The sequence below is a fragment of the Halomonas colorata genome (genome assembly GCF_014897985.1).
GTDB classification, from domain to species: domain Bacteria; phylum Pseudomonadota; class Gammaproteobacteria; order Pseudomonadales; family Halomonadaceae; genus Vreelandella; species Vreelandella colorata.
In genome coordinates this window covers 1-26,684 of record NZ_JABUZA010000056.1, presented here as the reverse complement: position 1 = coordinate 26,684, position 26,684 = coordinate 1, and the positions used below count along the sequence as shown (strand labels likewise).

At 47.5% G+C, this 26,684-nt stretch carries 20 protein-coding genes and 1 pseudogene; 19 read left to right on the top strand and 2 right to left on the bottom strand.

The genetic code is table 11. From position 1 onward, the window contains the following. Positions 1 to 335: 335 nt before the first annotated feature. The 19 genes from INT33_RS19170 (at position 336) to INT33_RS19080 (ending at position 24,325) form a co-directional block, all read left to right on the top strand. On the top strand, positions 336 to 746 hold the full coding sequence (locus tag INT33_RS19170; RefSeq protein ID WP_193092752.1) for a DVU3141 family protein: 411 nt from the start codon (positions 336 to 338) through the stop codon (positions 744 to 746). Beyond that, on the top strand, positions 746 to 2,470 hold the full coding sequence (locus INT33_RS19165) for a polysaccharide biosynthesis/export family protein (protein ID WP_193092751.1): 1,725 nt from the start codon (positions 746 to 748) through the stop codon (positions 2,468 to 2,470). Before INT33_RS19170 ends, INT33_RS19165 begins: the two co-directional genes overlap by 1 nt. Before the next feature lie 158 nt (positions 2,471 to 2,628). Continuing rightward, complete coding sequence (locus tag INT33_RS19160) at positions 2,629 to 3,438, top strand: ABC transporter permease (RefSeq protein ID WP_193092750.1); 810 nt, start codon at positions 2,629 to 2,631, stop codon at positions 3,436 to 3,438. Between the two features lie 3 nt (positions 3,439 to 3,441). Next, the gene (locus tag INT33_RS19155; RefSeq protein ID WP_193092749.1) at positions 3,442 to 4,542 is read left to right on the top strand and encodes a chain-length determining protein; all 1,101 of its coding nucleotides are present in this window, start codon (positions 3,442 to 3,444) and stop codon (positions 4,540 to 4,542) included. Positions 4,543 to 4,981: 439 nt separating this feature from the next. Next, positions 4,982 to 6,379, top strand: coding sequence for an MBL fold metallo-hydrolase RNA specificity domain-containing protein (locus INT33_RS19150; protein WP_193092748.1), 1,398 nt, complete (start codon positions 4,982 to 4,984; stop codon positions 6,377 to 6,379). Positions 6,380 to 6,488: 109 nt separating this feature from the next. Further along, positions 6,489 to 6,839 (top strand): four helix bundle protein, encoded by a 351-nt coding sequence (locus INT33_RS19145; RefSeq protein ID WP_193092747.1) that lies wholly within the window; start codon positions 6,489 to 6,491, stop codon positions 6,837 to 6,839. A gap of 82 nt (positions 6,840 to 6,921) precedes the next feature. After that, positions 6,922 to 7,836 carry an ABC transporter ATP-binding protein gene (locus tag INT33_RS19140; RefSeq protein ID WP_193092746.1) on the top strand — a complete coding sequence of 305 codons (915 nt, stop codon included), beginning with the start codon at positions 6,922 to 6,924 and terminating at the stop codon, positions 7,834 to 7,836. A 49-nt stretch (positions 7,837 to 7,885) separates the two neighbouring features. Continuing rightward, positions 7,886 to 9,055, top strand: a complete 1,170-nt coding sequence (gene rfbB / locus INT33_RS19135; RefSeq protein WP_193092745.1) for a dTDP-glucose 4,6-dehydratase — start codon at positions 7,886 to 7,888, stop codon at positions 9,053 to 9,055. Between the two features lie 108 nt (positions 9,056 to 9,163). Beyond that, positions 9,164 to 9,529 (top strand): GxxExxY protein, encoded by a 366-nt coding sequence (locus INT33_RS19130; RefSeq protein ID WP_193092744.1) that lies wholly within the window; start codon positions 9,164 to 9,166, stop codon positions 9,527 to 9,529. Positions 9,530 to 9,604: 75 nt separating this feature from the next. After that, positions 9,605 to 10,519 carry a dTDP-4-dehydrorhamnose reductase gene (gene rfbD, locus INT33_RS19125; RefSeq protein WP_193092743.1) on the top strand — a complete coding sequence of 305 codons (915 nt, stop codon included), beginning with the start codon at positions 9,605 to 9,607 and terminating at the stop codon, positions 10,517 to 10,519. Between the two features lie 78 nt (positions 10,520 to 10,597). Next, positions 10,598 to 11,506: a glucose-1-phosphate thymidylyltransferase RfbA gene (gene rfbA, locus INT33_RS19120; RefSeq protein ID WP_193092742.1), complete on the top strand. Its 909-nt coding sequence runs from the start codon at positions 10,598 to 10,600 to the stop codon at positions 11,504 to 11,506. 87 nt (positions 11,507 to 11,593) lie between these two features. Further along, positions 11,594 to 12,136 (top strand): dTDP-4-dehydrorhamnose 3,5-epimerase, encoded by a 543-nt coding sequence (gene rfbC, locus INT33_RS19115; RefSeq protein ID WP_193092741.1) that lies wholly within the window; start codon positions 11,594 to 11,596, stop codon positions 12,134 to 12,136. A gap of 69 nt (positions 12,137 to 12,205) precedes the next feature. Beyond that, complete coding sequence (locus tag INT33_RS19110; protein ID WP_193092740.1) at positions 12,206 to 13,525, top strand: UDP-glucose dehydrogenase family protein; 1,320 nt, start codon at positions 12,206 to 12,208, stop codon at positions 13,523 to 13,525. A 50-nt stretch (positions 13,526 to 13,575) separates the two neighbouring features. After that, positions 13,576 to 14,844: a nucleotide sugar dehydrogenase gene (locus tag INT33_RS19105; RefSeq protein ID WP_226940272.1), complete on the top strand. Its 1,269-nt coding sequence runs from the start codon at positions 13,576 to 13,578 to the stop codon at positions 14,842 to 14,844. A gap of 13 nt (positions 14,845 to 14,857) precedes the next feature. Next, a complete protein-coding gene (locus INT33_RS19100; RefSeq protein WP_193092738.1) occupies positions 14,858 to 16,207 on the top strand; it encodes a glycosyltransferase family 2 protein in 1,350 nt (449 codons plus the stop codon). Between the two features lie 75 nt (positions 16,208 to 16,282). After that, positions 16,283 to 18,952 (top strand): hypothetical protein, encoded by a 2,670-nt coding sequence (locus tag INT33_RS19095; protein WP_193092737.1) that lies wholly within the window; start codon positions 16,283 to 16,285, stop codon positions 18,950 to 18,952. A 56-nt stretch (positions 18,953 to 19,008) separates the two neighbouring features. Continuing rightward, positions 19,009 to 20,325 carry a class I SAM-dependent methyltransferase gene (locus INT33_RS19090; RefSeq protein WP_193092736.1) on the top strand — a complete coding sequence of 439 codons (1,317 nt, stop codon included), beginning with the start codon at positions 19,009 to 19,011 and terminating at the stop codon, positions 20,323 to 20,325. Positions 20,326 to 20,453: 128 nt separating this feature from the next. After that, the gene (gene glmS, locus INT33_RS19085; protein ID WP_193092735.1) at positions 20,454 to 22,307 is read left to right on the top strand and encodes a glutamine--fructose-6-phosphate transaminase (isomerizing); all 1,854 of its coding nucleotides are present in this window, start codon (positions 20,454 to 20,456) and stop codon (positions 22,305 to 22,307) included. A 1,061-nt stretch (positions 22,308 to 23,368) separates the two neighbouring features. Then, positions 23,369 to 24,325 (top strand): sulfotransferase family 2 domain-containing protein, encoded by a 957-nt coding sequence (locus INT33_RS19080; RefSeq protein ID WP_193092734.1) that lies wholly within the window; start codon positions 23,369 to 23,371, stop codon positions 24,323 to 24,325. Positions 24,326 to 24,479: 154 nt separating this feature from the next. Here the strand turns inward: INT33_RS19080 and INT33_RS19075 are convergent, their stop codons facing one another. Together INT33_RS19075 and INT33_RS19070 are read right to left on the bottom strand one after the other, a co-directional pair. After that, the gene (locus INT33_RS19075) at positions 24,480 to 26,207 is read right to left on the bottom strand and encodes an SLC13 family permease (protein ID WP_193092733.1); all 1,728 of its coding nucleotides are present in this window, start codon (positions 26,205 to 26,207) and stop codon (positions 24,480 to 24,482) included. 286 nt (positions 26,208 to 26,493) lie between these two features. Continuing rightward, positions 26,494 to 26,684, bottom strand: a pseudogene (locus INT33_RS19070) (IS3 family transposase); the annotation flags it as partial.

Here is a 26,684-nt window from a genome sequence, read left to right as displayed (position 1 = left end):
TCCATGGCAGCACTGAACCCTATGCAGTTGACGATGTTCGTATTATCGCTGAAGGCAGAGACTTTTTCAGAGCCTCCATAAGTATTTCAAGAGATTCATTGCTTAGTAATGGGCCAAATGTAAACACGAGCATAGGCTCGTTAGTAAGTCACCCCTAAATAGAAAATCGTGGTGGCTTATTGGTATGGAGACTCACTCGCGAATCCCCTACAATGGCGGCTGGCTTTTTTACAGTAGGGGTTTGGCCAGCTTTCATCCCGCAAAAGGATAGGGCAAGGGAATGCGCCCGTATTAATCCCTGGGCGGTAGCGTGCCTTTTTTCTGGAATTATCACTATGTCAAATACCTCTTTATCGATGGCACGGCCGGCTCGTATGCTGCTGGTCGCGTTTAGCGTTGCCGTGATTAGCGGTTGCGCTACCTACCCGAACGGCACTCAGCAGCAAGCGCAATACGTACTAAATAATGACCCTGCCAAGCTATTGAACGATGACACCCTGAATGGCTTTCTTTCTCAGGCACCTGCCGGTTCCGTGATTAACCTGGTCACAAGCCCCTGGGGTAATAATGTTGAAGTCGTCGCCGATGCATCGTACCTGGCGGCGAGCGGTCGTGAATGCCGAAAACTGCGGGTTGTAGAAGCAGGCAGTAGCGCTCGTTCAGCATTAGTATGCGAAACACCTAACGGCTGGGTGAATCAACGTGCCATTACCCAAACGGATACTCCATTACAAGGGCGCTATTAATGAACGTTTCACGCCTATTTAAGCGATTTTCACCCAAGCGCCCTTTAGCTATTCTATCTTTTGCCTTAATTGGCAGTGCATTAAGCAGTGCTAGCTGGGCGCAAAGCATTAGCCTACCTAATACCATTCTGCCTGAAGACCAGGCCCGCGCTCAGCAAGAACAGGTCAACGATACGCCCAGAGCCGACTGGCGCAGCGGCACCTATGGCCCCGTGTCAGCGCCCATGCAAAACCCGGATGCATTGCCGCCGTTTGGCGCCAACTTGTTTACAGGTGGGTTTCGTGGCGCGATGGGCGATGGCCTGAACTCAGATTACCAAGTGAAACCGGGCGATCAGGTAACCGTACGCGCCTGGGGCGCGTTTGAGTTTGACCGCGTACTCCCGGTCGACGCCCAAGGCAATATTTTTATACCCGGTTCAGGCCCGCTTAACATTGAAGGTCAAAATAGCCAGCAGGTAGATAACAGCGTGCGCCGCGCGATTACCTCGGTGTATCCGGACAACGTCGAGGTTTACACCAACCTGCAGGGCGTTCAGCCCGTGGCCGTATTTGTAACCGGCTATGTGGATAGCCCCGGCCGTTACGCTGGCACCCCCAATGACTCCCTGCTGTATTTCCTCGACCAGGCGGGCGGTATTGACCAGGACCTGGGCAGCTACCGCCAAATTCGCGTCATGCGTAATGAGCGCAGCGTAGCCACCGTCGACCTCTACGACTTCCTGATAAACGGCACTATTGCCCGCCCGCAGTTCCAGGATGGCGACACCATTGTGGTCGAAGAACGCGGCCCCGCGATTGCGGTGGGTGGCGATGTGCACCGTGAACACCGTTACGAGCTATTGGGCAACCAGTTAAGCGGTGCCGAGCTTGTTAACCTGGCGCGATTAAAAAGTGGGGTTTCTCACGTGTTGCTGCGTGGCAACCGAGAAAGCGGCCCCATTGCACAATATTTCCCGATCGACATGTTCTATGGCCAGACCATTCGCAGCGGTGATGAAGTCATGTTCAGCGCCGACCAGCGCAGCGAAACCATCGTGGTCGAAGTGGAAGGCAGCTACTATGGCCCATCGCGTTATGCGCTACCCCGCAATGCCCGCTTAAGCGAATTGCTGGATGCAATAGCCGTACCGGAGCGCATGACGGCGGTAGAGAGTATTTCCCTGCAGCGCGAAAGCGTCAAAGAGCAGCAGCAGCAGTCGATGGAAGACAGTCTGCGCCGTTTGGAAACCACCTACCTAAGCGCTCCTTCCAGCACCAATGAAGAAGCCCAGGTGCGTGCTCAAGAAGCTGAGCTGATTCAAAACTTTGTTGAGCGTGCCCGCGAGCTTGAGCCCAGCGGGCGGATGGTCGTGGCGTACGATGGCCGCATTTCGGATATTCGTTTGCAAGACGGCGATGTGATCACCATTCCTGAAATTAGCGACTCAATGCTGATAAGCGGCGAAGTGCTAGTGCCCCAAGCCGCCGTATATCGCCCGGGCATGAACGTAATCGACTATATCGAAAGCGCCGGTGGCTTCACCCAGCGGGCTGATGAAGACCACATTCTGATCGTTCGTCAAAACGGTGCGGTAGAAAACGCCCGCAAGGTGAACCTGCGCCCAGGCGATGAGATCCTCGTCATGCCCGCCGCGCCTACGCACAACCTGCAGCTAGCTGCCACACTCACGCAGATCCTTTATCAAGTAGCCGTTGCCACCCGTGTAGCCGTTGATTTGTAGTTAGTGGTGAATGGCGAGTGGCGAGTGGTGAGTAGTTAATAGTAAATGGTAAGTGCGGGGCCTTGTAGCGCGTGGTAACGAGCGTAGCGAGGCACCCGCGGGTGGGCGGCGCTAGCCGCCCCAAACCTGCATAAGTAACAAACGTAGGACACACCCCAATGGCCGATAACCCAACGGCACCCCGTGGCGCCCGTTCGTCCTGGCAAGTAACCCGCAGCGTGTGGTACGCCATGTTTATGCGCGAAGCCATTTCGCGCACCATGGCCGATCGCATGGGCTGGTTCTGGATGATTTTTGAACCGGTAGCAATGGTCGCCATTATGGTAGGCATTCGCAGTTTTATTCGTGGTGACCAGCTAGTAGTAAATGCAGAGTTTATTCCATGGCTAATATCGGGGTTAATGGGTTTTTATCTTGTACGTGAAGGTATGATGCAAGGTATGGGGGCAGTAAATGGCAATAAGGCATTGTTTGCCTATCGCCAAGTACAACCCGTAGATCCTGTGCTAGTGCGTAGCTTTCTTGAAGGTGCGCTGCGTAGCTTTGTTTTCCTGATATTTATTAGTGGTGGGCTGATGCTTGGCCAGGATATGTACCCTGATAATGCTATAAGAGTAATGGCGGCTTGGTTTTCGTTATGGAGTTTGGGCTTAGGCTTAGGATTAATAACCTCGGTAGCCGCAACACTAGTCCCTGAAATTGGTCGAGTGATACGTATGATTTCCTTGCCGTTGCTGATAATTTCCGGCGTTATTTTACCGCTAAACAGTTTGCCACACTGGCTACTTGAATACCTGATGCTCAACCCTATCCCCCACGGTTTGGAAACCCTTCGTTTAGGTTTCTTTGAAAATTACCATGTGGTTCCAGGCACCAGCATGCTCTATCTCTGGCTATTTACGCTGTCGCTCATTGCCGTTGGGCTTTTGATGCATCTGCGCTTTATTGATCGTTTAAAGGCAAGTTAATCCATGCAATCGTCACTACGCCGTTTTGTTACTAAATCGCCCCATTGGGCTATTGCTATCCTCGCAATTCTACTGGTTACCTTCTATTGGTTTGTATGGGCGCAAGCACGGTATGTTTCCCAAGCTACCGTTGTATTGGAAAGCCCTCAGGTAGCCACACCGGAAATCAGTTTTGCTTCATTAATGGGTAGCGGGGGCAGTGGCAATACCCATGATCTATTACTGCTTCGCGAACATTTACTTTCAGTAGATATGCTGCGCTATTTGGATGACGCGCTCGGTTTTCGCGAACACTACAGTGATCACGGCGATATTTTTGCCAAGCTGCTTAATCGCGATGCGCCGATTGAAGACCTGCACAAATACTATCTTCGTCGGGTAAATATTGAATTAGATGAATATGCAGGTGTACTCAACGTTGAGGTGCAAGCCTACACGCCAGAGTTTGCCCACGATATGGCGCAAATGCTGCTAGAAGCTGGTGAGGACCACATGAACCAGATGGGGCATCGCCTAGCGGAAGAGCAAGTCAAGTTTCTTGAGCAGCAAATGGTACGCTTAGAAGATCGCTTCAAAGAAACACGTGCCGAGCTGCTGGATTTTCAAAATGAGTATGGTCTGGTTTCGCCCACAGCCACCGTGGAAAGCCTTAACCAGGTAGTGGCCACGCTGGAAGGCGACCTTGCCCGCCTACAAGCACAGCGAGATGCGCTCGCCAGCTTCCAAAGCTCGCAATCACCCGAGCTGCGCCAGGTAGAGCGCAACATCACCGCGCTACGCGATCAAATCAGCGAGCAAAGTGAACGCTTGGCCCAAGCCGCAGGCGGTGCCCTTAACCGTGTTTCCGCTGAATATGAAACGTTGGAGCTTCAGGCCCAGTTCGCTCAGGAAACCTATTCAAGCGCATTAGCCGCTCTGGAAAACACCCGCCTTGAAGCCGCACGCCAACTGAAACAGGTAAGTGTGCTGCAAAGCCCGCTGTTCCCTGAGTACCCCACCGAGCCCAACCGCCTCTACAACAGCACGGTTTTCGCCATTATCACTATCTTCCTCGCGTTTATTCTCAGCATGATTATCATGATTGTGAAAGATCACCGAGACTAGAATTGGTGAGTGGTGAGTGGTGAGTGGTGAGTGGTGAGTGGTGAGTGGTGAGTGGTGAGTGGTGAGTGGTGAGTGGTGAGATTTCGTAGCGCGTGGTAACGAATTCGCGGGGGGGAGCGAATGAGACAACCGGAAAGCGTTTGTTTCCAGCCCGGACCTCCGCCGCGCTACAAAATCATTTGAGAACCGATTGGGTCTGTGTACTTGTAACGCGTGATAACGAATTCGCGGGGGGGAGCGAATGAGACAACCGGAATTCGTCTGTTTCCAGCCCGAACCGCCGCCGCGCTACGAAATTATTCACACAACCGATTGGGTCTGTGTACTTGTAACGCGTGGTAACGAATTTGCGAGGAACGAGCGAATGAGGCACCCGCGGGAGAAGACGCGCAGCGGCTTCCAGATACGGCCACGTAACTGATCAAAACGAAGGAGCTTCATGCTCGATATTCTCCACCATGGCGGCGCTACCGGTGTTACAGGCAGCTGTCACCAGCTGATACTCAACAGCGAGCATTCACTTCTTATCGATTGCGGCCTCTTCCAAGGCGAAGACGCCGCCAAAGACAGCTTCGAACAGCTACAAATCGAATTCGATATCGCAACGGGTAAAGCCCTAGTCATCACCCACGTGCATATTGACCACGTAGGGCGGTTGCCGTATTTACTGGCGGCGGGCTTTAAAGGGCCTATTATTTGCTCCGAGCCTTCTGCCAAACTACTGCCGCTGGTCATTGAAGACGCGCTTAAAATTGGCTTTACCCGCAATGCTGATCTCATAAACCGTTTCCAGGCCCAACTCGAATCGCAGATTATTAGCGTGCCCTACGACAAATGGCACGATGTTGTTAATGATCCTATCGGCACAACGCGCATAAAACTTAAGCGAGCAGGGCACATTTTAGGTTCTTGCTACGTTGAAGTGGCTTATCAGGATGCTGCAACCCGCGAAAAGGAACGCGTGGTGTTCTCTGGCGACCTAGGCGCCCCTCACGCACCGCTGTTACCAGCGCCGCAATCACCGCATGGTTGCGATCAGCTAGTGCTGGAAAGCACCTACGGCAACCGCACTCACCCTAACCGCCGCCAGCGCCAAGCAGTATTAAAAAATGCGATAGAACACGCCCTGGCTAACGGCGGCACCGTAATGGTGCCCGCATTCAGCATTGGCCGTACTCAAGAATTGCTCTACGAGCTCGAAGGTATTATTGCTGGCGCTAAAAAAGGCCAGTGGAAGGATCTGGAAGTAATTGTTGATTCACCGCTAGCCGCACGCTTTACCAAGGTTTACCGGGAGCTAAAACCCTTTTGGGATAAAGAGGCGCAGACACGCTTGGCCAGCGGCCGTCATCCGCTCAACTTCGCTAACCTCTACACGGTAGATAGCCATGCAGAGCACGAGCAAACGGTTGAGTACTTAGCCAAAACAGGCAGGCCCGCCATCGTCATTGCTGCCAGCGGTATGTGTGCAGGCGGGCGCATCATGAACTACCTAAAAGCCATGCTAAGCGACGCCCGCCATCAAGTGCTGTTTGTAGGTTACCAAGGCGCAGGCACCCCAGGGCGTGATATTCAGCAATACGGCCCAAAAGGCGGCTGGGTGGAAATCGACGGCGAACGAATAGACATTAAAGCCGGAGTTACCTCCATTAGCGGCTACTCCGCCCACGCCGATCAGCAAGATTTGCTCAACTTTGTAAAACGCATGCACCGCTGGCCCCACACCATACGCTTGGTACACGGCGATCAAGGTGCTCGTGAAGCGCTCAAGAGTGATCTAGAAGCGCTATATGCACGTAAAGGCAAAGACGTGGAAGTGGTTAGTAGTGAATGGTGAGTAGTGAATGGTGAATTGTGAATAGTGAATGGTGAATTGTGAATAGTGAATAGTGAATAGTGAATAGTGAATAGTGAATAGTGAATGGTGAATGGTGAGTGGAGGGGGGATGAGGAAGCATCAAGAGTTGCGTGTATGGCAGCAGGCGATGGATCTGGTTGAACAGGTCTACGGTATAACCAAACTATTCCCAGACGACGAGCGCTATGGGCTCATCAGCCAAATGCGCCGCTGCGCTGTTTCTGTTCCCAGCAATATTGCAGAAGGTGCAGCTAGAGGAAGCACACAAGAATTCATTCGTTTTCTCTATATATCTCAAGGCTCTCTCAGTGAACTAGAAACCCAATTACTTATCGCTCAGCGCCTTAAATATTTAGAAAATATATCAGTCACGTTATCAGCAATTAACCAAGCCTCAGCCCAGCTAGGCGGCCTGATCAAACATTTAAAGAGTCGGTGATAATGATCTATTGCACAAAACGTCTATTCACAATTCACCACTCACAATTCACCACTCACCATTCACCACTCACGAACCCAAAATGATCGAAATCAAGAACCTCTACAAGCGCTACCACAACCACCATGGCAGCGACTGGGTGCTTAAAGATATCAACGTCACTATCCCAACCGGGGTAGGGGTAGGCTTGATCGGTGCCAACGGCGCCGGTAAATCTACACTTTTGCGTCTAATCGCGGGTATGGATTCACCCGAGCGTGGGGAAGTTATTCGCCATAGCCGCGTCTCATGGCCCATTGGCCTTTCAGGCGGTATGCAGGGCAGTATGACAGGTCGCCAGAACGCCAAGTTTGTGGCCCGCGTACAAGGCAGCAGTCCTGAAGAAGTCCAGCGCGTTATTAATTTTGTAGAGGACTTCGCTGAAATAGGTCAAGCCTTCGACGAACCCATCCGCACTTACTCTTCAGGTATGCGCTCACGCATATCCTTTGGCTTATCACTGGCATTCGATTTTGATGTCTATATTTCCGATGAAGCGACTGCTGTTGGCGACCGCGCGTTTAAAGCGAAAGCCAAAGCGCTTTTTGAATCTAAAATTGGCAAAGCCTCTTTGATTATGGTGTCTCACTCGGAAGGCATCTTAAAAGATCTTTGCCAGGCTGGTTTGTATCTCAAAGGCGGTAGTGCTTACTGGTATGACGATATTAACGAAGCGATAGCTGCCTATCACGCTGATGTCGATGCTAAGAAAAAAGCCGGTGAAAGCGACTTACCCAATGATGTAAATGGTGCACGGCGCTACCTGGCAGAATGCCATCAGATTTTGAAAGGCGCCCAAGCTACCTTGAACGACTTAGTGGAAGAGGACGCGCCCAAGGAACAAATTAAAGCCGCCAGACAGGAAGTACACACTGCTGGCGCCGCCGCAAAAGAAGCACGCCTGCACATAGAGGCGCTGGAAGAAAAAGAGCGCAACGCCAAGCAGAAGCCAGCTTAAGCCACGCACCGAACGCCACTGTTTAATAAGCGCGAAGTAAATGAAAAATATGGATATAAAAACTTTTTTAATCACCGGCGGCGCTGGTTTTATTGGCTCTGCAGTGGTGCGTGAACTGATTCAAAATACTCAACACAATGTTATCAATATAGACAAGCTTACCTATGCCGGTAATTTGGAATCGCTTGCCATTGTTGAAAACAGTGACCGCTATACCTTCGAGCAAGCTGATATTTGCGATGCGCAGGCCATGCAGCGGCTATTTGAGACGTATCAGCCAGATGTGGTAATGCACTTGGCAGCAGAAAGCCATGTAGACCGCTCTATCGACGGCCCCGCCGAGTTTATCCAAACCAACGTGGTAGGCACCGCCGTGCTGCTGGAAGCCGCCCGCGCTTACTGGAAAAGCCTTCAGCAGCAAGATGCCCCAAAAGCCGAAGCGTTCCGTTTCCATCATATCAGTACCGATGAAGTATATGGCGACCTGGCTGAGAATGAAGCGCTAGTAGTTAAAAGTCAGGAAAACGCATCACCACTTACTACTCACCTTTCACTATTCACCGAACAAACCCCTTACGCGCCTAGTTCACCTTACTCCGCGAGTAAAGCCAGCTCTGACCATTTAGTACGCGCATGGCAGCGCACCTACGGCCTGCCCACGTTAGTGACTAATTGCTCCAACAACTACGGCCCGTACCACTTCCCGGAAAAGCTCATCCCGCTGATGATCCTGAACGCCCTGGCAGGCAAACCGCTGCCCGTATACGGCGATGGGCAGCAAATCCGCGACTGGCTGTATGTAGAAGACCATGCACGGGCACTCATCAAGGTCGCCACCGAAGGTAGCGTAGGTGAAACCTACAACATCGGCGGCCACAATGAGCAAACGAATTTGCACGTAGTGGAAACCATCTGTGAAATCCTGGACGAACTGGTGCCCCTAAAAGCAGACGAGGACGTCCAAGCTTCATCGCCCACCATTCACCATTCACCATTCACCACTTACAAACAACTAATAACCTTCGTCACCGACCGCCCAGGCCACGATGTACGTTACGCCATTGATGCTGGAAAAATTGAGCGCGAGCTAGGATGGGTACCAGAAGAAACGTTTGAGACCGGCCTGCGCAAAACCGTGCAGTGGTACCTAGCCAACGAGACCTGGTGGAAACGCGTACAAGACGGCAGCTACCAAGGCCAACGCTTGGGTAGCTTGTAAGGGCTATTAGCCACGGACGCTCACGGAAAACACGGACAACCCCAAAGATTTTTTGAGGCCTTGCCTGTGCATTCAGCCAGCGTAAGTGGCTAGTATGATGAGGTGCACATGCTCAAAGAAGAAGCGCTAACATACCGGATCAGGGGCGCGATTTACGAGGTCAACAGACAGTTGGGTCCGGGGTTTCTTGAGAGTGTTTACCAGAAATCTTTAGCGATTGAACTGCAAGCTTCTGGATTTTACGTGCAGATAGAGAAGCCCGTTAATATTTATTATAAACAACATCTTGTCGGTGAACATCGCCTCGATTTAGTAGTTGAAAATAGCGTAATTCTTGAGCTAAAGGCACAGCAACAGTTGCCACCATCAGCTGAGCCTCAATTAATTAACTACCTAAGGGCTACGGGTTTATCTGTAGGATTACTGGTAAATTTCACTTATCCCAAAGCATGGATAAAGCGAATTGCCGTCTAAGCAGTGAATTCGTACTTTTTCACCTTGTGTTTTTTCCGTGTCTTCCGTGAGTGTCCGTGGCGAACAAAGGTTTCTATGAATATTTTTATCACCGGTGGCAACGGCCAAGTCGGCTTCGAGCTCCAACGCCAATTTGCCATTTTCGGCAACATCCTGGCCCCTACACGCCAGGAACTTGATTTAACCAACGCCAAAGCCGTTGATACTTACCTTGCCAAGCACCAACCCGCTCTAATTCTCAACGCCGCTGCCTACACAGCCGTCGATAAAGCCGAAAGCGAACCCGAGCAGGCAAGGCGTTTAAACGCAGAGCTACCCGCGCAACTGGCCCAATACGCCGCCCAGCAAGATATTACCCTGGTGCACTACTCAAGCGACTACGTATACCCCGGCAACGGCGAAACGCCATGGCAAGAAGACAGCCCCACAGGCCCGCTAAGCGTATACGGCCAAACCAAGCTGGAAGGGGATAACGCCATCACTGAAAGCGGCGCTAACCATCTGATTTTTCGCACCAGCTGGATATACGCCGCACGCGGCAATAACTTCATGAAAACCATGCTACGCCTGGGCCGCGAGCGCGAAGCATTAAGCATCGTAAATGACCAAATAGGCGCACCCACCCCCGCGCGCCTAATCGCCCAAGTAACCGCTTTAGCATTTACACACCACAATTCACCACTCACCACTCACCACTCACGATTCACCACTCACATACCACAAGGCATCTACCACTTGGCGCCGCAGGGTGAAACCAGCTGGCACGGCTTTGCATGTGAAATTTTCAAACAGGCCAGTAAGGCTAACGAACAGCTAGCGATCACAACAGATAATACTGTTGGCATACCCACCATAGAGTATCCAACACCTGCAACGCGTCCGCTCAATTCACGTATGTGCCTGGTGAAACTTGAAGCGGCTCTCGGGGTCATACTACCCACTTGGCAACAACAGCTAGCACTAACGCTACGCGAATACTGTGAAGAGTGAAGGATAAATGAGTAGGGTGTCGATGCCCTTACGCCTCACTACTAACGCTTTACACAGAAATACTCACGGATGACTAATATGAACTCCTCACACTTCACAGCTAACCCTTCACAAAGAAAGGGCATCATCCTGGCCGGCGGTTCCGGCACGCGCCTGCACCCCATTACCCGCGGTGTATCCAAACAGCTGTTACCCGTTTACGACAAACCGATGATCTATTATCCGATCTCGGTATTAATGCTGGCAGGCATCCGCGAAATTCTGATTATCTCTACGCCAGAAGACCTGCCTCAATATCAAAACCTGCTGGGTAGTGGTGAAGACTTCGGCCTGCATTTTGAATATGCCGAACAACCCACCCCCGATGGCTTGGCGCAAGCATTCATCATTGGTGAAGAATTTATAGGCAATAGCCCAGTTTGTTTAGTACTAGGCGATAATATCTTTCACGGGCAGCACTTTTCTGAGCAGCTAAAACGCGCCAGTGAACAGCCCAGCGGTGCCACGGTGTTTGGCTATTTGGTTAAAGACCCAGAACGCTTCGGCGTCGTGGAATTTAATGAAGCGGGTAAGGCCATCTCGATCGAAGAGAAACCTAAAAAGCCCAAGTCAGCCTATGCCGTCACAGGCCTTTATTTCTACGATAACGATGTTGTTAAAATAGCCAAAGCGGTTGAACCCTCCGAGCGGGGGGAGCTGGAAATCACCAGCGTTAACAACGCTTATCTTCAACAGGATAATTTGCGTGTTGAACGCCTGGGCCGAGGCTTCGCCTGGCTGGATACCGGCACCCACGACAGCCTGCTGGAAGCCAGCCAATACGTGCAAACCATCGAACACCGCCAAGGCCTCAAGATCGCCTGCCTGGAAGAAATCGCCTGGCAAAATGGCTGGATCAGCGATGAGCGATTGGCAGAGCTAGCCAAGCCGCTAGCCAAAACCCAGTATGGGCAATACCTACAGCGCCTATTGAAGGGTAAGAAGTAAGTGGTGAAGAGTGAGTGGTAAGCCAGTGGCTATCATCACTCGATTCCCACAATTCACCACTCACTATTCACCATTTACGGTTTAATCATGCACTACGAAAAACTCGCCATACCTGATGTAGTTCTTCTCACCCCCAAAGTATTCGGCGATGAGCGCGGCTTCTTCATGGAAACCTTCCGCCAAAATGAATTTGAAGACCACTGCGGTAACTACCAGTTTGTGCAGGATAACCACAGCAAATCGGCCCAGGGCATTTTGCGCGGCCTGCATTACCAGTTAAGCCAGCCCCAGGGCAAATTGGTGCGCGTTACGCGTGGCGAAGTGTTCGATGTAGCGGTAGATATGCGTAAAAGCTCGCCCACCTTTGGTCAGTGGGTAGGCGTCACGCTAAGTGAAGAAAACAAGCAAATGCTTTGGGTGCCTCCCGGTTTTGCCCATGGCTTTTATGTCACCAGCGCAGAGGCAGAGTTCCAGTACAAATGTACCGATTACTATGCGCCAGGCGACGAGGTGTCACTTTGCTGGGACGACCCCGAACTAGATATCAAGTGGCCGATTAATCAAGCGCCTCAGCTTTCTGGAAAAGACCGGCAAGGCGTTGCGTTCATTAATGCACCCACTTTTGATTGATACATTCGGCAATTTTCCTGCTTGCTTTTGCATCTAAAGTAAGCGCGTGAACAGTGGTAACTCAAGACAATGAATATTACGATTTTTGGAACCGGCTACGTTGGCTTGGTAACGGGCACGTGCTTGGCGGATGCGGGGCATCATGTCATGTGTGTCGATGTCGATAAAGCCAAAATCGACCGGCTTAACGAAGGTATTATCCCCATCTTCGAGCCGGGCCTGGAACAGATGGTACGCCAGAATGTAGAAAGCGCTCGCTTGTCTTTCACCACGCAAAGCGAGGAAGCAGTACGTTTTGGAACGCTTCAGTTTATTGCGGTGGGTACACCGCCCGGGGAAGATGGCAGTGCCGACCTGCAATATGTGCTGCAGGTAGCTGAAACCATCGGCCGTCACATGGATGACTACAAGGTCATCATCAACAAATCAACAGTACCTGTAGGCACGGCTGAAAAAGTGCAAGCCAAGATAGCGCAAACCCTTCAAGAGCGAGGGATCGAGCTGGATTACGATGTTTGCTCCAACCCTGAGTTTCTTAAGGAAGGCGCTGCCATTGAAGACTTTACGCGTGGCGCCCGCATTGTGGTGGGTACTCACAGCGAAAAAGCCATCAAGCTAATACGTGAATGCTATGCCCCCTATAACCGTAACCGTGAAAAGATCATGGTTATGGATGTACGCAGCGCTGAGTTAACTAAATACGCCGCTAACGCCATGTTAGCCACCAAAATCAGTTTTATGAACGAAATGGCCAATTTAGCCGAGCGCTTAGGGGCGGATATTGAGCAGGTGCGCCAAGGCATTGGCTCTGACCCCCGTATTGGGTATCACTTTATTTACCCAGGCTGCGGCTATGGCGGTTCCTGCTTTCCTAAGGATGTACAAGCCTTAAGCCGTACCGCTCAGCAAGTAGGCTACAGGGCTGAGATGTTAGAAGCCGTAGAAGCTATTAATGAACGGCAGAAACACACCTTGTTTGAAAAACTGAGCAAAGCATTTAATGGCGAGCTGAAAGGGAAAAAAATTGGCGTATGGGGCTTAGCCTTCAAGCCGAACACTGACGATATGCGCGAAGCGCCCAGCCGAGTGTTAATGGAGTCGTTGTGGGAAGCAGGTGCACAAGTGTATGCCTACGACCCTGAAGCCATGCCTGAAACACGCCATATTTATGGCGATCGTGATGATTTAAAGTTATGTGAGCGCATGGAAGACGCAGTTGAAGGCGTTGATGCCCTGGTGATTTGCACTGAATGGAAACAGTTCAGGGCAGTAAATTTACAAGGCGTGTCAAAGGCGATGAAAACACCAGTCGTGATTGATGGCCGAAATTTGTTTAGCCCTTTAGCGGCGAAAGAGGCGGGGATAACGTATGTCAGTGTAGGACGATAAGCCGAGCGAAAGTAAAATAGTTAGTTTATTAAAATTTTAGAGTGATCAATATGAAAGATACTAAAATCGCAGTAATTGGCTTGGGTTATGTAGGGCTTCCACTGGCAATCGAATTTGGAAAGCAGTACTCCACTATCGGTTTCGATATTAAATCTCACCGTATCAAGGAACTGAATGAAGGCATTGATAATACCCGTGAAGTAACGGCGGATGACCTGAAATCAGCGCCCCAATTAAGCTTCACCAGCGTAGAAGATGACATTCGTGAAGCGAATGTTTACATCGTGACGGTACCCACCCCTATTGATGATCACCGCCAGCCTGACTTAACGCCATTGGTAAAGGCCTCTGAGCTGCTAGGCCGCGTGATCAATAAGGGCGACGTAGTCATCTATGAATCTACCGTTTATCCCGGTGCAACAGAAGAAGACTGTATTCCGGTGGTAGAGCAAGTTTCAGGGTTAGTGTTCAATCAGGATTTCTACGCAGGCTACAGCCCGGAGCGTATTAACCCAGGTGATAAAGAACGCCCGGTTTCTAAAATCATGAAAGTGACCTCTGGCTCCACGCCAGAAATCGCTGAGTTTGTTGACCAGCTCTATAAAAGCATCATTACTGCAGGTACTTTCAAGGCCAGCAGCATCAAAGTAGCAGAAGCTTCCAAAATTATTGAAAACACCCAGCGTGATGTAAACATCGCGTTAATAAACGAGCTTTCAATGATTTTTAGTCATTTAGGTATTGATACCAACGATGTCATTGAAGCAGCTGCAACGAAGTGGAATTTCATCAAGCTTCAACCGGGCCTCGTAGGCGGGCACTGCATTGGTGTAGACCCTTACTACCTAGTGCATAAATCCATGTCGGTTGGTCATATTCCCGACATTATCCGTAAAGCACGTGAAATCAACGACGGCATGGCACGATTTGTAGCATCCAAGTTGATCAAAGCCATGATCGAAAAAGGCCAGCTGATCAAAGGTGCCAAGGTGCTGGTCATGGGCATGACATTTAAAGAGAACTGCCCGGACATTCGCAATACCAAGGTGATTGACCTGATTACCGAGCTTCAGTCCTACAGTATGGATGTTGATATCTATGACCCATGGGTAGACCCGTTAGAAGCCGAGCATGAATACGGCGTTAGTATGGTGCCTAATTTAAATGAAGGCGAGTATGACGCCGTAATTATTGCCGTGGCCCATAGTGAATTTAAGCAAATGGGTAGTGGTATTTATAAGCTGGGAAAAGGTGTGACTACATATCTTGATATGAAAAATGTTCTCGAAAGTTCAGGCAGGGATGAAGTACGTTTATAATTAGGGACAAACTATGAAGATTAACAGAAATCATTATGAACTTGTAAGAAAATCTAATTTACTGAATAAGAAATGGTATTTAGAACAATATAAAGACGTAGCTATGTTAAAAATGGATCCTATTGAGCATTATCTTAAATATGGTGCTTATATGGGGAGGGATCCTAGCACTAATTTTTCTGGCTCCTTTTATAAGGAAAGCTTTCTTGATAAAGATAATGATGTAAATCCCTTATTACATTATTTAGAAATTGGTAAGATTAAAGATTATAAAATAAGGCCTAACGCTATACATTTGCGAAATTTACTTAAAAATAATGAGAATTCAAAAGCCAAGTATTTATCACAATTTTGTACAAAAACAGTACGCGAAACTTATCCAATTATAGAAATGGCTGTTGAAACAGCTGGTGAGGCCGTACGTGGAAATGATTATGCTAAGGCAATCAATATAAGCTTGTTTCAACCAAGTGGAATGTCTTCTATATTTATTAAAAAAGAAAATAGTGGTGAAAACTTTTTTTTAGAAATTGATAGTGAGATCGAAAAAAATACTATAGATGGCGAGTTGATCACGGTAATTATGCCAGCATTTAACTCCGAAAAAACAATAAATAAATCTATTGAGTCAATTCTTAATCAGACATGGAGAAATATTCAACTTATTGTAGTCGATGATTGCAGTACTGATGATACATATAAGATTGCATATGAAACAACCAAAAACGATAAACGAGTCGTTTTATTAAAAAATAAAAAGAATGTTGGTCCATATGTTAGTAAAAACATTGCTTTATCTTATGCTAGGGGAGAATACATTACAGGGCAAGATGCAGATGACTGGTCACATCCACAACGTTTCGAAAAACATATTAATTTAATTAAAAAAGATGGCGACGTAAAAGCAAGCATGGCTTATATGTTTCGTATGCAAATGGACGGGGCTATTGAAGTTCGTAGAGAAGGACTATTAATCGGTTCATCTATTTCAACAATGTATCAGAATAAATTTTTGAAAGAAAATTTAGGCTACTGGGATTGCGCAAAATTTGGCGCCGATTCCGAGTTGATTTCTAGAGCAAAAAAGATTCTTGGTGATAAGTTTAAATATTATAAATTTCCAAGTATGATCTGTTTAGCTTCTCCTGATAGTTTAACATCAAATCCCGAATATGGTGTTTCAGTAGAGCACGGCTTATCCCCAGCGCGGCTTGAATATCGAGCTGCTTGGACAAGCTGGCACGAATCGATTAAGAGAAGTGAAGTGTACTTGCCGTTCCCTCATATTGATAGAAAATTCTCTATACCTAAGCAGGCGTATATTCCAATTGATGATATAAAAGAGAATATGCATTTGCATTGAAATTTAATGATTTGCTAGCTGTTACTTAATAGTAATAGCTAGTTATTTTTGTTGTGATCATTGATCAGGTATTCCATGGATAAGATTGATATATTTAATACGAATGCAATAGAAATTGACTGTATTAGCAATTTAGATGATTTAGTTTACATAGATTATATGTCTAGATTTAACTATAAAACTAAATGCTTTAAGTATTATGGTTTAATTAGGAAGTCTAGGGAGGAAAGTGAAAAGCTATACGTGTTTTTACATGGTGCTAAAGATAGAGACAAAAATAGAGAGCCATATTTTGATAGGTGGAGCTGGGTCGATGTGTTTGATGGTTATATGCTCAGCTTTTCAGACCCTACTTTGCAATTAGACACCAAATTGGGTTTGGCGTGGTATGGTGGCGATTATTCAGAGCACCCTTTAGAAATAATTATATCTATAGTCGATAGGTTTGCAGAAGTTTTTAATATAAGAAAAGAAAATATTATATTTTGGGGATCTAGTGGTGGGGGCTATGCTTCAATTTATGCAAGTCTTAAACTGAGTGGGTCAAAGGCTGTTGCATTTAACCCGCAATGCAATGCCTTGAATTATCATGAGCGTCATGTAAAAAGATATCTTAATATAGGGTTTAATGTTAAGGATGTTGAGGCGCTTAATGAAAATATTTTACAAAGATTGACCATTAGTGATACTTTGATTAAAGAAAGCAAATCAAAGATTGCTATATTTCAAAATACAAAAGATTCATTTCATTACAAAAATCACTTTTTAGAATTGCAAGCTAGGATAAGAAATATTGAGTCAACAGCTTTCAAGTTTTTTACTTATTCGGATGATAGGGGGCATGGTCCTGAAAGTAAACAACTTGCTAAAGATGTAAATGAAAAATTATCCCATGTTTTTGAGGGCAGTTATAAAGTAGTTTATGCTCCTCAGCCTACTAGTAGTATCGAAATAAGTAATTCTGATATATCTAAGTTTCTATCATCTGATAAAAAGAGTTCGTCAGAGTTTTATTTGGAAATATTTAGAATTTTGAGTGAAGATAAAAAGGGGGGGGTTAGTAAAGCAAAAGTTGATGAGTTATATTCGAAAGCAATTAATGAATATCCTGGTGGTTGGAGTTTAAAATATCTTTATGCTAAGCACAAAAATAATGTAGGCGAAATTTCAATTTCGCTTAAGGTTCTTCTTGAAATATATGAAAAGTTTGTATTGAAAAATGAAAAGATTCCTGAAAAGGTTGTTAAAGAGTTAAAAGTAGTTTCGGAAAAAATTAGCTATAAACAATTTTCTTTCTATTTGAATAGTGATTCTTCTAACGCTACGTTGGATGCAACAGATTTTTTATTTAAGTTTGGCTTTCTCCTCATAGATAAAAGATTGTCATTTTCCGACTCTACTGTTGAAAATTGGAATATAGAAGAGGTTGATAATAGTTTTTTATATACTCACCCTTTGCTAAAAGTTGTTAGTTTTTTGAGAGAAAACACTAAAATAATAGTGTTAGGCGATATTTATAATTCTTTTAATGATCAGTCTGTTGAAGATTGTCTTTTCAATATAGTCGATAATAACGACTGGGAAGCTCTTGATTATCTATCAGGTCGCTTTTCTATATTACTATTTAGCGATAAGATGAATTTAATCTTGAGTGATCCTTTTGGCTCAAGAACTGTTTTTTACTCTCTTGACGCGAAAGTTATTGGTTCACATGCTACCTTAGTTGCTCAGGTTATTGGCGAGCCTTTAGATAAAAAAGCAAAAGCATTTATTAAGTCGCCAGAATATAAGCGTAGAGGTACTGTTTATCTGCCAGGCGATTCTACAATGTATCAATCAATAAAAGGTTTGTCACCTAACAATTTCCTCGACTTGAATAGCTTTCAAACGACTAGGTTTTGGCCTAGAGAAAAATCAAAGACAGAATCCTTAGAGGATTTTCTGGGAAAGGTTGATTCTTATTTCAAAAGAACATCATTATTTTTAAAACATAAAGAATATGTCCCTATCTTAGGGTTAACGGCTGGAGTCGATAGTAGAGCAATTATTGCGGGATTAAAGTTTTACGATCAAAAGCCAAAATTAATAACATGGACTAGATTGCCAGAGAGTGAAAAGCCAACTGTTGATAAAATGCAGGTTTATTTAAATTTACCTCATAAGTATATAGACAATAAAAGATTTCCAAGTGAACGAAAAGCTGTTCTTAGTATGATTTCAGCTAAATTTAACTCTGGCCTTTATAGAGGTGTTTCTGCACTTTCTGGACAAATGTGTGAACAAGCTAATATAGAGAAAGGATTGTTCATTAGAGGGTTAGGTGGGGAAATATGCCGTGGATTTTATAATCGTAATAATTACGAATTCAATGTTGACGAGATAGTGACTTCGCTAGTAAAGCTTTATTTAACCAAAAAGCTCAATGTTGATAAGTTAAGTCCAGATTTTGAAGATTTCGTTTTTAGCTCTATATCAGGTTTCATTGACAGGGCAAATTACGACACGGATTTTTATGGCTATGATGTTTTAGATTTGTATTACTGGGAGCAGCGTATGGGTATGTGGGCAGCAAATCTTCTTAATGAAATGGATGCTGCAATACAAGATTTTGTTGGTTTAAATAGTAGGGTAGTATACCAATCTGCTATGACTCTCGATAAAGAACTGCGCATTGGGTCTAGATTGATGTTGGATATAACTAGTATGTATGATAACGGTTTTGCAGAAATTAATTATCAATCATAATAGGTGTGATCTGTCTTTTTTAGTGCGAAGAATTACAATAAGCATGGGTGTATAATATGAATGTAGAAATTTTTGGTGCTTCTGCTGTCGGTAAAAGCACAGTGTTGGAAAGGTGCATTAAAAATAATAAAAACAAAATTACTCATTTTATTTCTGACACAAAAATTAGTGAGGAAGATGTCCGCTTTTATTTGGATTATTTTGATATTGATTATTTTATAAACGGGGTAATTAGGATAATTGCTCTTTCATCTGTAAAGCCAACACAAAAGTTATCAGCTATGCAGATGTTGTTTTCCACTGCCAAAGATTATGTTCGATGGAAGCTTTATTCAATGGCTGTTGATGATCAAAGTAAAGTCTTTGTTGAAGATGAGTTCTTCTTACATAAATCCTTTGCTATATTATCGTGTATGGATATGGATTTAGATGCTACGGAATGGTATTTTAGCAATGTTCCAGTGCCTGATGTCGCTATTTTTATGTCTTGCTCGTCACAAAAAATTCTGTCTAGATATAAAGAAAGAGATAAAATTGTTAATTCTTATAGATACAAAGATGATAATGCTATATTAAAGTTACTCGATAAATCATCCGGTATGTATAAGCTGGCCCTTTCGGTGTTGCAAAAAAGAGGGGTTGAAGTTGTAAACTTAGACGCTAGTGGAACAATTGAAGATGTTTTGTTGACATTAGAGGAAGTGTTGTTAAATTGTAGTAACATTTTATTAAAAAAAACTTTTTTGGATAGATTAAAATCTAACTCTACTTCTTTTAAGAAAAGAAATGGAAGACACAATCTGTCAAGTAAAGATATTGTGTATTGTTGTTTTGCCACTCCGAATTTCAGGGTTGATCGCAAAGATGCCCAGAGAAGTGCTGCTGAGCGCTTTAAACAATTTTCTATCGATTCCAATATATGGCATGGTGCTTCTGTACTTGATTTAGGTTGTAATAACGGCGCCATGTTACTACAAGCTAGCAATTATAGGATCAAGCGAGGTTTAGGTGTGGAGTTTGATTTGGAAAAGGTTGAACTAGCTAAAGACATTGCAGCCTATTCTAATTTACACCACTTAACGTTTCAACAAGCAGATGTCGATAAGCTTACGGCAGACTCGCTAGGTAATTATGATGTTGTTTTCGCATTGGCAATTGAACGTCACGTCAATAATCCCAAGGCTCTATATCGGTTGTTAGGTAAAGTGACAGATAAGGTACTGTGTTTTGAAGGTAATAGCGGTTGTGATATTGAAAGTGTTAAAGATATGTTAAGTACGCAAGGCTTTCAGCGATTTGAATATCGCGGTTTTTGCCAGGATGATATTGTTCCAGCCAATAATACCCGACCAGTCTTGATTGCTTTTAAATAAAGCACTTAGTACCTATTTTTTTGCTTCTTTTTTTGCAGTTGGCTGCGTTTTGTTATTTTTCTTCATTGTTTCTGATTATTCTTTATTAATCCCCTGATTGATTAACTATCACCCGCAGGATTGTTTTTATGTGTGGAATTGTTGGCGCGGTTAGCGCAAAGGAATGTACCAATTTTTTACTCACAGGGTTATCCACTTTAGAGTATCGCGGTTACGATTCGGCAGGGCTTGCCCTGTTATCAGATGAGCCAAACAGTAAGTTACAACGTGCCCGTGCTAAGGGGCGTGTAGCGGAGTTGGCAGTTAAAGTAGCCGAGCAGGGAGCTAGCGGTACGCTGGGAATCGCTCATACTCGTTGGGCTACCCACGGCGTACCCGCGGTGCGCAATGCCCACCCGCATATTTCCGCAGGTTTGGCCCTAGTACATAACGGCATTATCGAAAACTACGAAGCCTTGCGTGAACAGTTACAGGGCCTGGGGTATGAGTTTACTTCCGATACCGATACGGAAACCATTGCTCACCTGATCCAGGCTTGCTTCAAGGGTGAAATTGGCGAACCGGCTGAGAGTCTTTTTTCTGCTGTGCAGTGCGCCGTGGCGTATCTAAAAGGGGCATTTGCCCTGGCCGTGATTAGCGAAGAAGAGCCGGATTGCCTAGTGGTGGCCCGCGAAGGCTCACCGCTGATGCTGGGTATCGCCGAAGATGGCCATTATGCGGCATCCGATGCGTCAGCACTGCTTTCTGTTACCAAGCAGATGATGTACCTGGAAAATGGCGATGTGGCGCGGCTAACCCGTGACTCCATTACCCTGGTCGATCGCATCGGCCAGCCCGCTCAGCGTGAAGTGGTTACCTCTACCTTGAATGCCGATGCCGTTGAGCTTGGCGATTATAACCACTACATGCAGAAAGAGATGTTCGAACAGCCCCAGGCGCTGGGCAATACACTGGAAATGATCAGTGGGGCAGGGCAACTGCAGCCAGGTATTTTTGGTGCTGAGGCCCAGGCCGTGTTTGAACAGGTCGATTCGGTGCTCATCCTGGCGTGCGGTACGTCAAGCTATGCGGGCATGACCGCCAAGTACTGGATTGAGCAGGTGGCGGGTATTCCCTGCAATGTGGAAATTGCCAGCGAGTATCGCTATCGGCAGAGTGTTGCTAATCCTAAACAGCTAGTCGTGGTTATTTCCCAATCCGGCGAAACGGCCGACACATTGGCCGCGCTACAGCATGCCAAATCGTTAGGGCATACGCATACGCTCTCCATTTGTAACGTGCCTGAATCCGCCATCGTTCGGGAAACTGCGCTGCGCTTTATTACCCGTGCCGGGCCTGAAATTGGTGTGGCGTCTACCAAGGCATTTACCACGCAGTTAAGTGCGCTGTTCTTACTGACGCTTCTGCTGGCTAAAGCCAACCAGCGTTTGAGTGAAGGTGACGAAAAAGCTTACCTGGATGAACTGCGCCACCTGCCTGTTGCGGTAGAAAAGGTGCTGGCGTTAGAGCCCAGCATTAAAGATTGGGCGCAGCAGTTTGCCAATAAGCATCATGCGTTGTTCCTGGGCCGTGGCCGCCATTTTCCAATTGCTTTGGAAGGCGCGCTTAAACTTAAGGAAATCTCCTATATTCATGCGGAAGCTTATCCTGCAGGGGAGTTGAAGCATGGCCCCCTGGCACTTGTTGATGCAGAAATGCCGGTCGTGGTGGTAGCGCCTAACGATGAAATGTTGGAGAAGCTTAAGGCCAATATGCAGGAAGTCAGCGCTCGCGGTGGCCAGTTGTATGTGTTTGCTGATGGCGATAGCGCCGTTAAGTCATCAGAGGGCGTTAACGTGCTGATGATGCCTGAGCATTACGGGCTGCTTTCACCGGTATTGCATGTGGTGGCGCTCCAGCTACTGTCTTACCATGTGGCATTAGTGAAAGGTACTGATGTTGATAAGCCGCGTAACTTAGCCAAGAGCGTTACCGTAGAGTAGTGCAGTTGGGCGCCGTACCGGCGCCTTCCGCGGGTGCCTTATTTGCTCGTGCCTCGCAAAACGTTACCACGCGCTACAGGTTGGTTGCCGAAGCGTGGTGTTATGCAAAATCGTAGCGCGTAGTAAGCCGATAGGCGCACTCGCGGGAGCAGCGCGGTTAGCGCTGCCGGGGTTGGGTAATGCGGCGCGCATGTCATGGTGGCACGGCCGGGGCGGCTTGGCAGCCGCCTTCCGCGGGTGCCTTATTTGTTCGTGCCTCGCAAAACGTTACCACGCGCTACGGGGTGGTTGCCGAAGCGTGGTGTTATGCAAAATCGTAGCGCGTGGTAAACCGATAGGCGCACTCGCGGGAGCAGCGCGGTTAGCGCTGCCGGGGTTGGGTAATGCGGCGCGCATGTCATGGTGGCACGGCCGGGGCGGCTTGGCAGCCGCCTTCCGCGGGTGCCTTATTTGCTCGTGCCACGCAAAACGTTACCACGCGCTACAGGTTGGTTGCCGAAGCGTGGTGTTATGCAAAATCGTAGCGCGTAGTAAGCCGATAGGCGCACTTGCGGGAGCAGCGCGGTTAGCGCTGTTGGGGTTGGGTAATGCGGCGCGCATGTCATGGTGGCACGGCCAGGGCGGCTTGGCAGCCGCCTCCCGCGTGTGCCTTATTTGCTCGTGCCTCGCAAAATGTTACCACGCGCTACGGGGTGGTTGCCGAAGCGTGGTGTTATGCAAAATCGTAGCGCGTGGTAAGCCGTTAGGCGCACTCGCGGGAGCAGCGCGCAGCGTTGCCGGAGTTGCTTAACATGGCTCGGGCGGCTGGGGTAGCCATTAGCGGGTGCCTTTTGTTCCTACTTCGCAAGATGCGTTATACGGCTTAAATATGCCGATATTTGATTTCATTGCTCACTTAACACCGGCACCTGTGGAATCGAAGCGCGATGACATAGGTTCTCTGCCAAACTTATCTATATGAAATGTGAATATTTTAAGCATTCACATTCAGAAATGAATCCTTGCCCACTAGGCGTGAAAGTGAATGTGTCAGTGGGCGTTGTATAAAGGAGATGTAGTTCATGTCGCTTTTTTTTGTGCATATACCTAAAACAGCTGGAACAAGCTTTCGGCAGGGTGCCGAAAAATACTTTTCGTCAGAGCGAATTGTTTATGATTATGGTGCGAACTCCAAGGTAACGTCTCCTCTCGCCAAAGAGTTTCTACATGCTGATCAACCTGATTTCTGGCAGTTCAGGCAGGCGCTTGATAACCCCGCCATGATTTCGGGGCATGTGCCAATTAAGCGCTTTGTTTCTTTGTGGGGGGCGGGAAATACGCTTACCTTCCTGCGTGAACCACTGCAGCGTATTGCCTCTGAATATGCGCATTTTGTCAGGAATATGGATTACAAAGGGAGCTTCAAGGAATTCTATTCAGACCCGGCGATGCGTAATCGTCAGCGTAGGGCTCTCAATGGCGTGAACGTTGAGGCTATCGGGTTTATAGGCTTAACAGAACGTTATTCTGAAAGCCTGGAAGTATTGAATGATCGCTTTTCGATTCAGATTCCCGAGCGTGAAGACAACCGAGGTAAAGCGCGCTTGGAGGACCAGCACCAGCTCGATAAAGAGGATGTCGCAGAACTCAAACGCTTGAATAAACGCGATATCGAGCTTTATCAGTATGCCGCTGCACTGTTTGACTCACGCTATACGATGTTTAAGTCGAATCAGCCCTGGGCGCATGCTTGCCTTGTTGAGGCCAATGCCGAGGGGGTTAGTGGCTGGGCCTGGTGGGCCGATGAGCAAGATGCGCCGTTGGAAGTCGAGCTGTGGGTCAATGATGAGCTAACCAGCACCGTACGCGCAGCAGAGCTTCGTCAGGAGTTGTGTCACTTGCTGCCTCCCCGAGGCGGGTACGTGGGCTTTCATGTGCCGTTAAAACTGTCTCCTCTTGATACGGTGCAATGTCGTATTGCCGCTACCGGGCAGCGGTTTCCGCTAAGCCCACGCCGCATCGATGAAACGGCTGCATAATATCTTTAGGGTTAAACCAGGTCGCCGTATGAATTCGCCCTACCGTTAAGCAGGTTATAGGGGGCGGATTGATGAAGGTTGACGTATGAGGAAATTAGCCAGATAACACCATTTGTAAATCAGATGGTGTTCTGGCAGCACTAGTCAGACGCCTCTAAAACGGGAATACCAGTGGTGTAATGACCAGAACGGCAGCTGAGTAGGTAAGGCTGATCGGTAAACCGATTTTAAAGAAATCGGTAATTTTATAGCGCCCTGGTGAATAGACCATTAGGTGGGTTTGGTAGCCAAATGGGATTAAAAAGCAGGCACTGGCGCCGTATGCCACGGCCAACACAAACGGCAGCGGGTCGGCACCAAAAGCGTGGGCAGTGCTCCAGGCAACGGGGAAGGCCAATGCAGCTGCGGCGTTGTTAGTCACCGTTTCTGTCAGTAGTAGTGTCAATAGGTAGCAACCAATAAACGCGGCATAGACACCGTAACCACTGAATAGGCTCTGCATGCCGGTGGCTAGTAACCCGGCCGCGCCTGAGTTTTCCAACGCTTGAGCGATGGCTAACGCCGAACCAATAATTAGCCATAGTTCAAACGGGAAGCGGCGGCGCAGCTCTGCCAGGCTAATCACTTTCATTAGCAGCAGCCCGCCCAATAGTACCAGCAGCCCGTGGAACAGAGGCAGCACGTTGGTGGTGGCTAATCCAATAACCGCTGCGAAGCCGCCCACGCTAAGCAGGCTCTCTTTGTTACTTAATTGTGGCCGAGTAAAACTACCGCTTAGCAAGTGGAAGTTTCGGTCCAGATTGCGGTGTAGACGAAAATCAGCGCTAACCGCTAGCAGTAAGCAGTCTCCCACGCGAAGTGGGATTTTTCCTAACTGCCCCTCTAAGCGTTTCCCTCCCCGCCTTATGCCCACCACCCCGGCGCTGAACATGCTGCGAAAGTCTACGTTTCGCAGCGTTCTACCTGAAAGCTCAGACTCATGGGAAATCACTACTTCTACTAGGTTAGTCGCCAGCAGATGATCGGCTTGATGACCAAATAGGTGTAGCCCTGGAAAGCGCTGTAATGCTTGTACCTTGCTTACTTCACCCGTGAAAACAAGCGTGTCATTGGCTTGGAGCTGCTCATCTGGTGCTACAGGGCTTATGAGTCTTCCCTGTCGTTCTATTTCAAGTAAATAAAGCCCGTCTAAGCTGCGCAAGCCGTTTTCTTCGATTGTTTTCCCAATCAGAGGAGAGTCTGGTTCCAGGTCGGCCGCTAGAAAGTAGGAAAGCTGCTCGTTGGTGTCTTCCATCTGATGATGGGGTAAAGCGTTGGCGCGCCACATCAGCACGCATAGGGTAATTAGCGCTACCGGGATCCCCACCAAGCTAAATTGGAACATGCCCAGCTCGCTGCCGGTGGCACTCAAATTAAACGAGTTCACGACCAAGTTGGTGGAAGTACCTACCAGCGTAGTGATGCCGCCCAAGATAGAAGCGTAAGAGAGCGGGATCAGCAGTCGTGAAGGTGCAATACGCTGCTGGCGCGAAATGGCGCCTAAAAAGGCGGCGACCACGGCGGTGTTATTCAAAAACGCAGAAAGCACCGCGGTGCTGCCCATTAAGCGCGCCATGGCAAACTGAGGCTGTCCCTTTAATAAGTGGCGTGAGAGCAAGTCCAGCAGGGGGGAGCGTTCAAGCGCCAGTGACACCAGCAGCAATAGCAGCAGTGTTGCAAGCGCTGGATTAGTGTATTGGGTGAGCAGGGTTGAAGTGTCGACAAAACCTAACAGCAAAAAAGCAGCGGCTAGGCTAACAAACGCAATAGCGGGCTTTACGCGCCCGCTGATTAACAACGCTAATAAAACAATAATCGAACACAGAACGGCCCAGGGGGTCATGGTGGGTCCTTGAGAATGTTAGCTATATGGTTCGCTTGCTGGATTTTACCCAGGCTTTTAAGATGGCGTCTAATGTTTGCAAGTCTGCAATATTTCAATCGATAAAACATTAAATACAGTTAGTTAAAGCTGAATTTGGGTATTTAGTATTATCGCCTGCAAGGCTACATGGCTCACTTCACAAGCCGTATAACCGCGCTTGGATAGTTCGATGATCGCCTTTAGTTGCCAATAAACGACCTCTAGCCTCCGGTGATTTTCAACCCAGTTGTCCAAATGGCTGCCTCTAGGCAGCCTGTTTATTACGCTCGATTTCGTGCAGCTTGCCAGGGTTGAGCGATACCGCGCCAGGTATCTCCCAGTTTCGGGTGTTGCCTGACCAGCGCTGTGGATGTCGGCGCTTAGCACTTTCATAAACTGCTTTGCGGTGCTCAAGACGTTCTCGGTCGACACCTCGATGCCGGTCAGCAGGTGTCA

What these genes read in the sequence shown, in the direction of transcription:
- INT33_RS19150 (WP_193092748.1), top strand. Translation starts at nt 4,982, where the DNA reads ATGCTCGATATTCTCCACCATGGCGGCGCTACCGGTGTTACAGGCAGC.
- INT33_RS19110 (WP_193092740.1), top strand. Translation starts at nt 12,206, where the DNA reads ATGAATATTACGATTTTTGGAACCGGCTACGTTGGCTTGGTAACGGGC.
- INT33_RS19130 (WP_193092744.1), top strand. Translation starts at nt 9,164, where the DNA reads ATGCTCAAAGAAGAAGCGCTAACATACCGGATCAGGGGCGCGATTTAC.
- INT33_RS19100 (WP_193092738.1), top strand. Translation starts at nt 14,858, where the DNA reads ATGAAGATTAACAGAAATCATTATGAACTTGTAAGAAAATCTAATTTA.
- rfbA (WP_193092742.1), top strand. Translation starts at nt 10,598, where the DNA reads ATGAACTCCTCACACTTCACAGCTAACCCTTCACAAAGAAAGGGCATC.
- INT33_RS19090 (WP_193092736.1), top strand. Translation starts at nt 19,009, where the DNA reads ATGAATGTAGAAATTTTTGGTGCTTCTGCTGTCGGTAAAAGCACAGTG.
- rfbC (WP_193092741.1), top strand. Translation starts at nt 11,594, where the DNA reads ATGCACTACGAAAAACTCGCCATACCTGATGTAGTTCTTCTCACCCCC.
- glmS (WP_193092735.1), top strand. Translation starts at nt 20,454, where the DNA reads ATGTGTGGAATTGTTGGCGCGGTTAGCGCAAAGGAATGTACCAATTTT.
- INT33_RS19165 (WP_193092751.1), top strand. Translation starts at nt 746, where the DNA reads ATGAACGTTTCACGCCTATTTAAGCGATTTTCACCCAAGCGCCCTTTA.
- INT33_RS19080 (WP_193092734.1), top strand. Translation starts at nt 23,369, where the DNA reads ATGTCGCTTTTTTTTGTGCATATACCTAAAACAGCTGGAACAAGCTTT.
- INT33_RS19155 (WP_193092749.1), top strand. Translation starts at nt 3,442, where the DNA reads ATGCAATCGTCACTACGCCGTTTTGTTACTAAATCGCCCCATTGGGCT.
- INT33_RS19170 (WP_193092752.1), top strand. Translation starts at nt 336, where the DNA reads ATGTCAAATACCTCTTTATCGATGGCACGGCCGGCTCGTATGCTGCTG.
- rfbD (WP_193092743.1), top strand. Translation starts at nt 9,605, where the DNA reads ATGAATATTTTTATCACCGGTGGCAACGGCCAAGTCGGCTTCGAGCTC.
- INT33_RS19075 (WP_193092733.1), bottom strand. Translation starts at nt 26,207, where the DNA reads ATGACCCCCTGGGCCGTTCTGTGTTCGATTATTGTTTTATTAGCGTTG.
- INT33_RS19095 (WP_193092737.1), top strand. Translation starts at nt 16,283, where the DNA reads ATGGATAAGATTGATATATTTAATACGAATGCAATAGAAATTGACTGT.
- INT33_RS19105 (WP_226940272.1), top strand. Translation starts at nt 13,576, where the DNA reads ATGAAAGATACTAAAATCGCAGTAATTGGCTTGGGTTATGTAGGGCTT.
- INT33_RS19145 (WP_193092747.1), top strand. Translation starts at nt 6,489, where the DNA reads ATGAGGAAGCATCAAGAGTTGCGTGTATGGCAGCAGGCGATGGATCTG.
- INT33_RS19140 (WP_193092746.1), top strand. Translation starts at nt 6,922, where the DNA reads ATGATCGAAATCAAGAACCTCTACAAGCGCTACCACAACCACCATGGC.
- INT33_RS19160 (WP_193092750.1), top strand. Translation starts at nt 2,629, where the DNA reads ATGGCCGATAACCCAACGGCACCCCGTGGCGCCCGTTCGTCCTGGCAA.
- rfbB (WP_193092745.1), top strand. Translation starts at nt 7,886, where the DNA reads ATGGATATAAAAACTTTTTTAATCACCGGCGGCGCTGGTTTTATTGGC.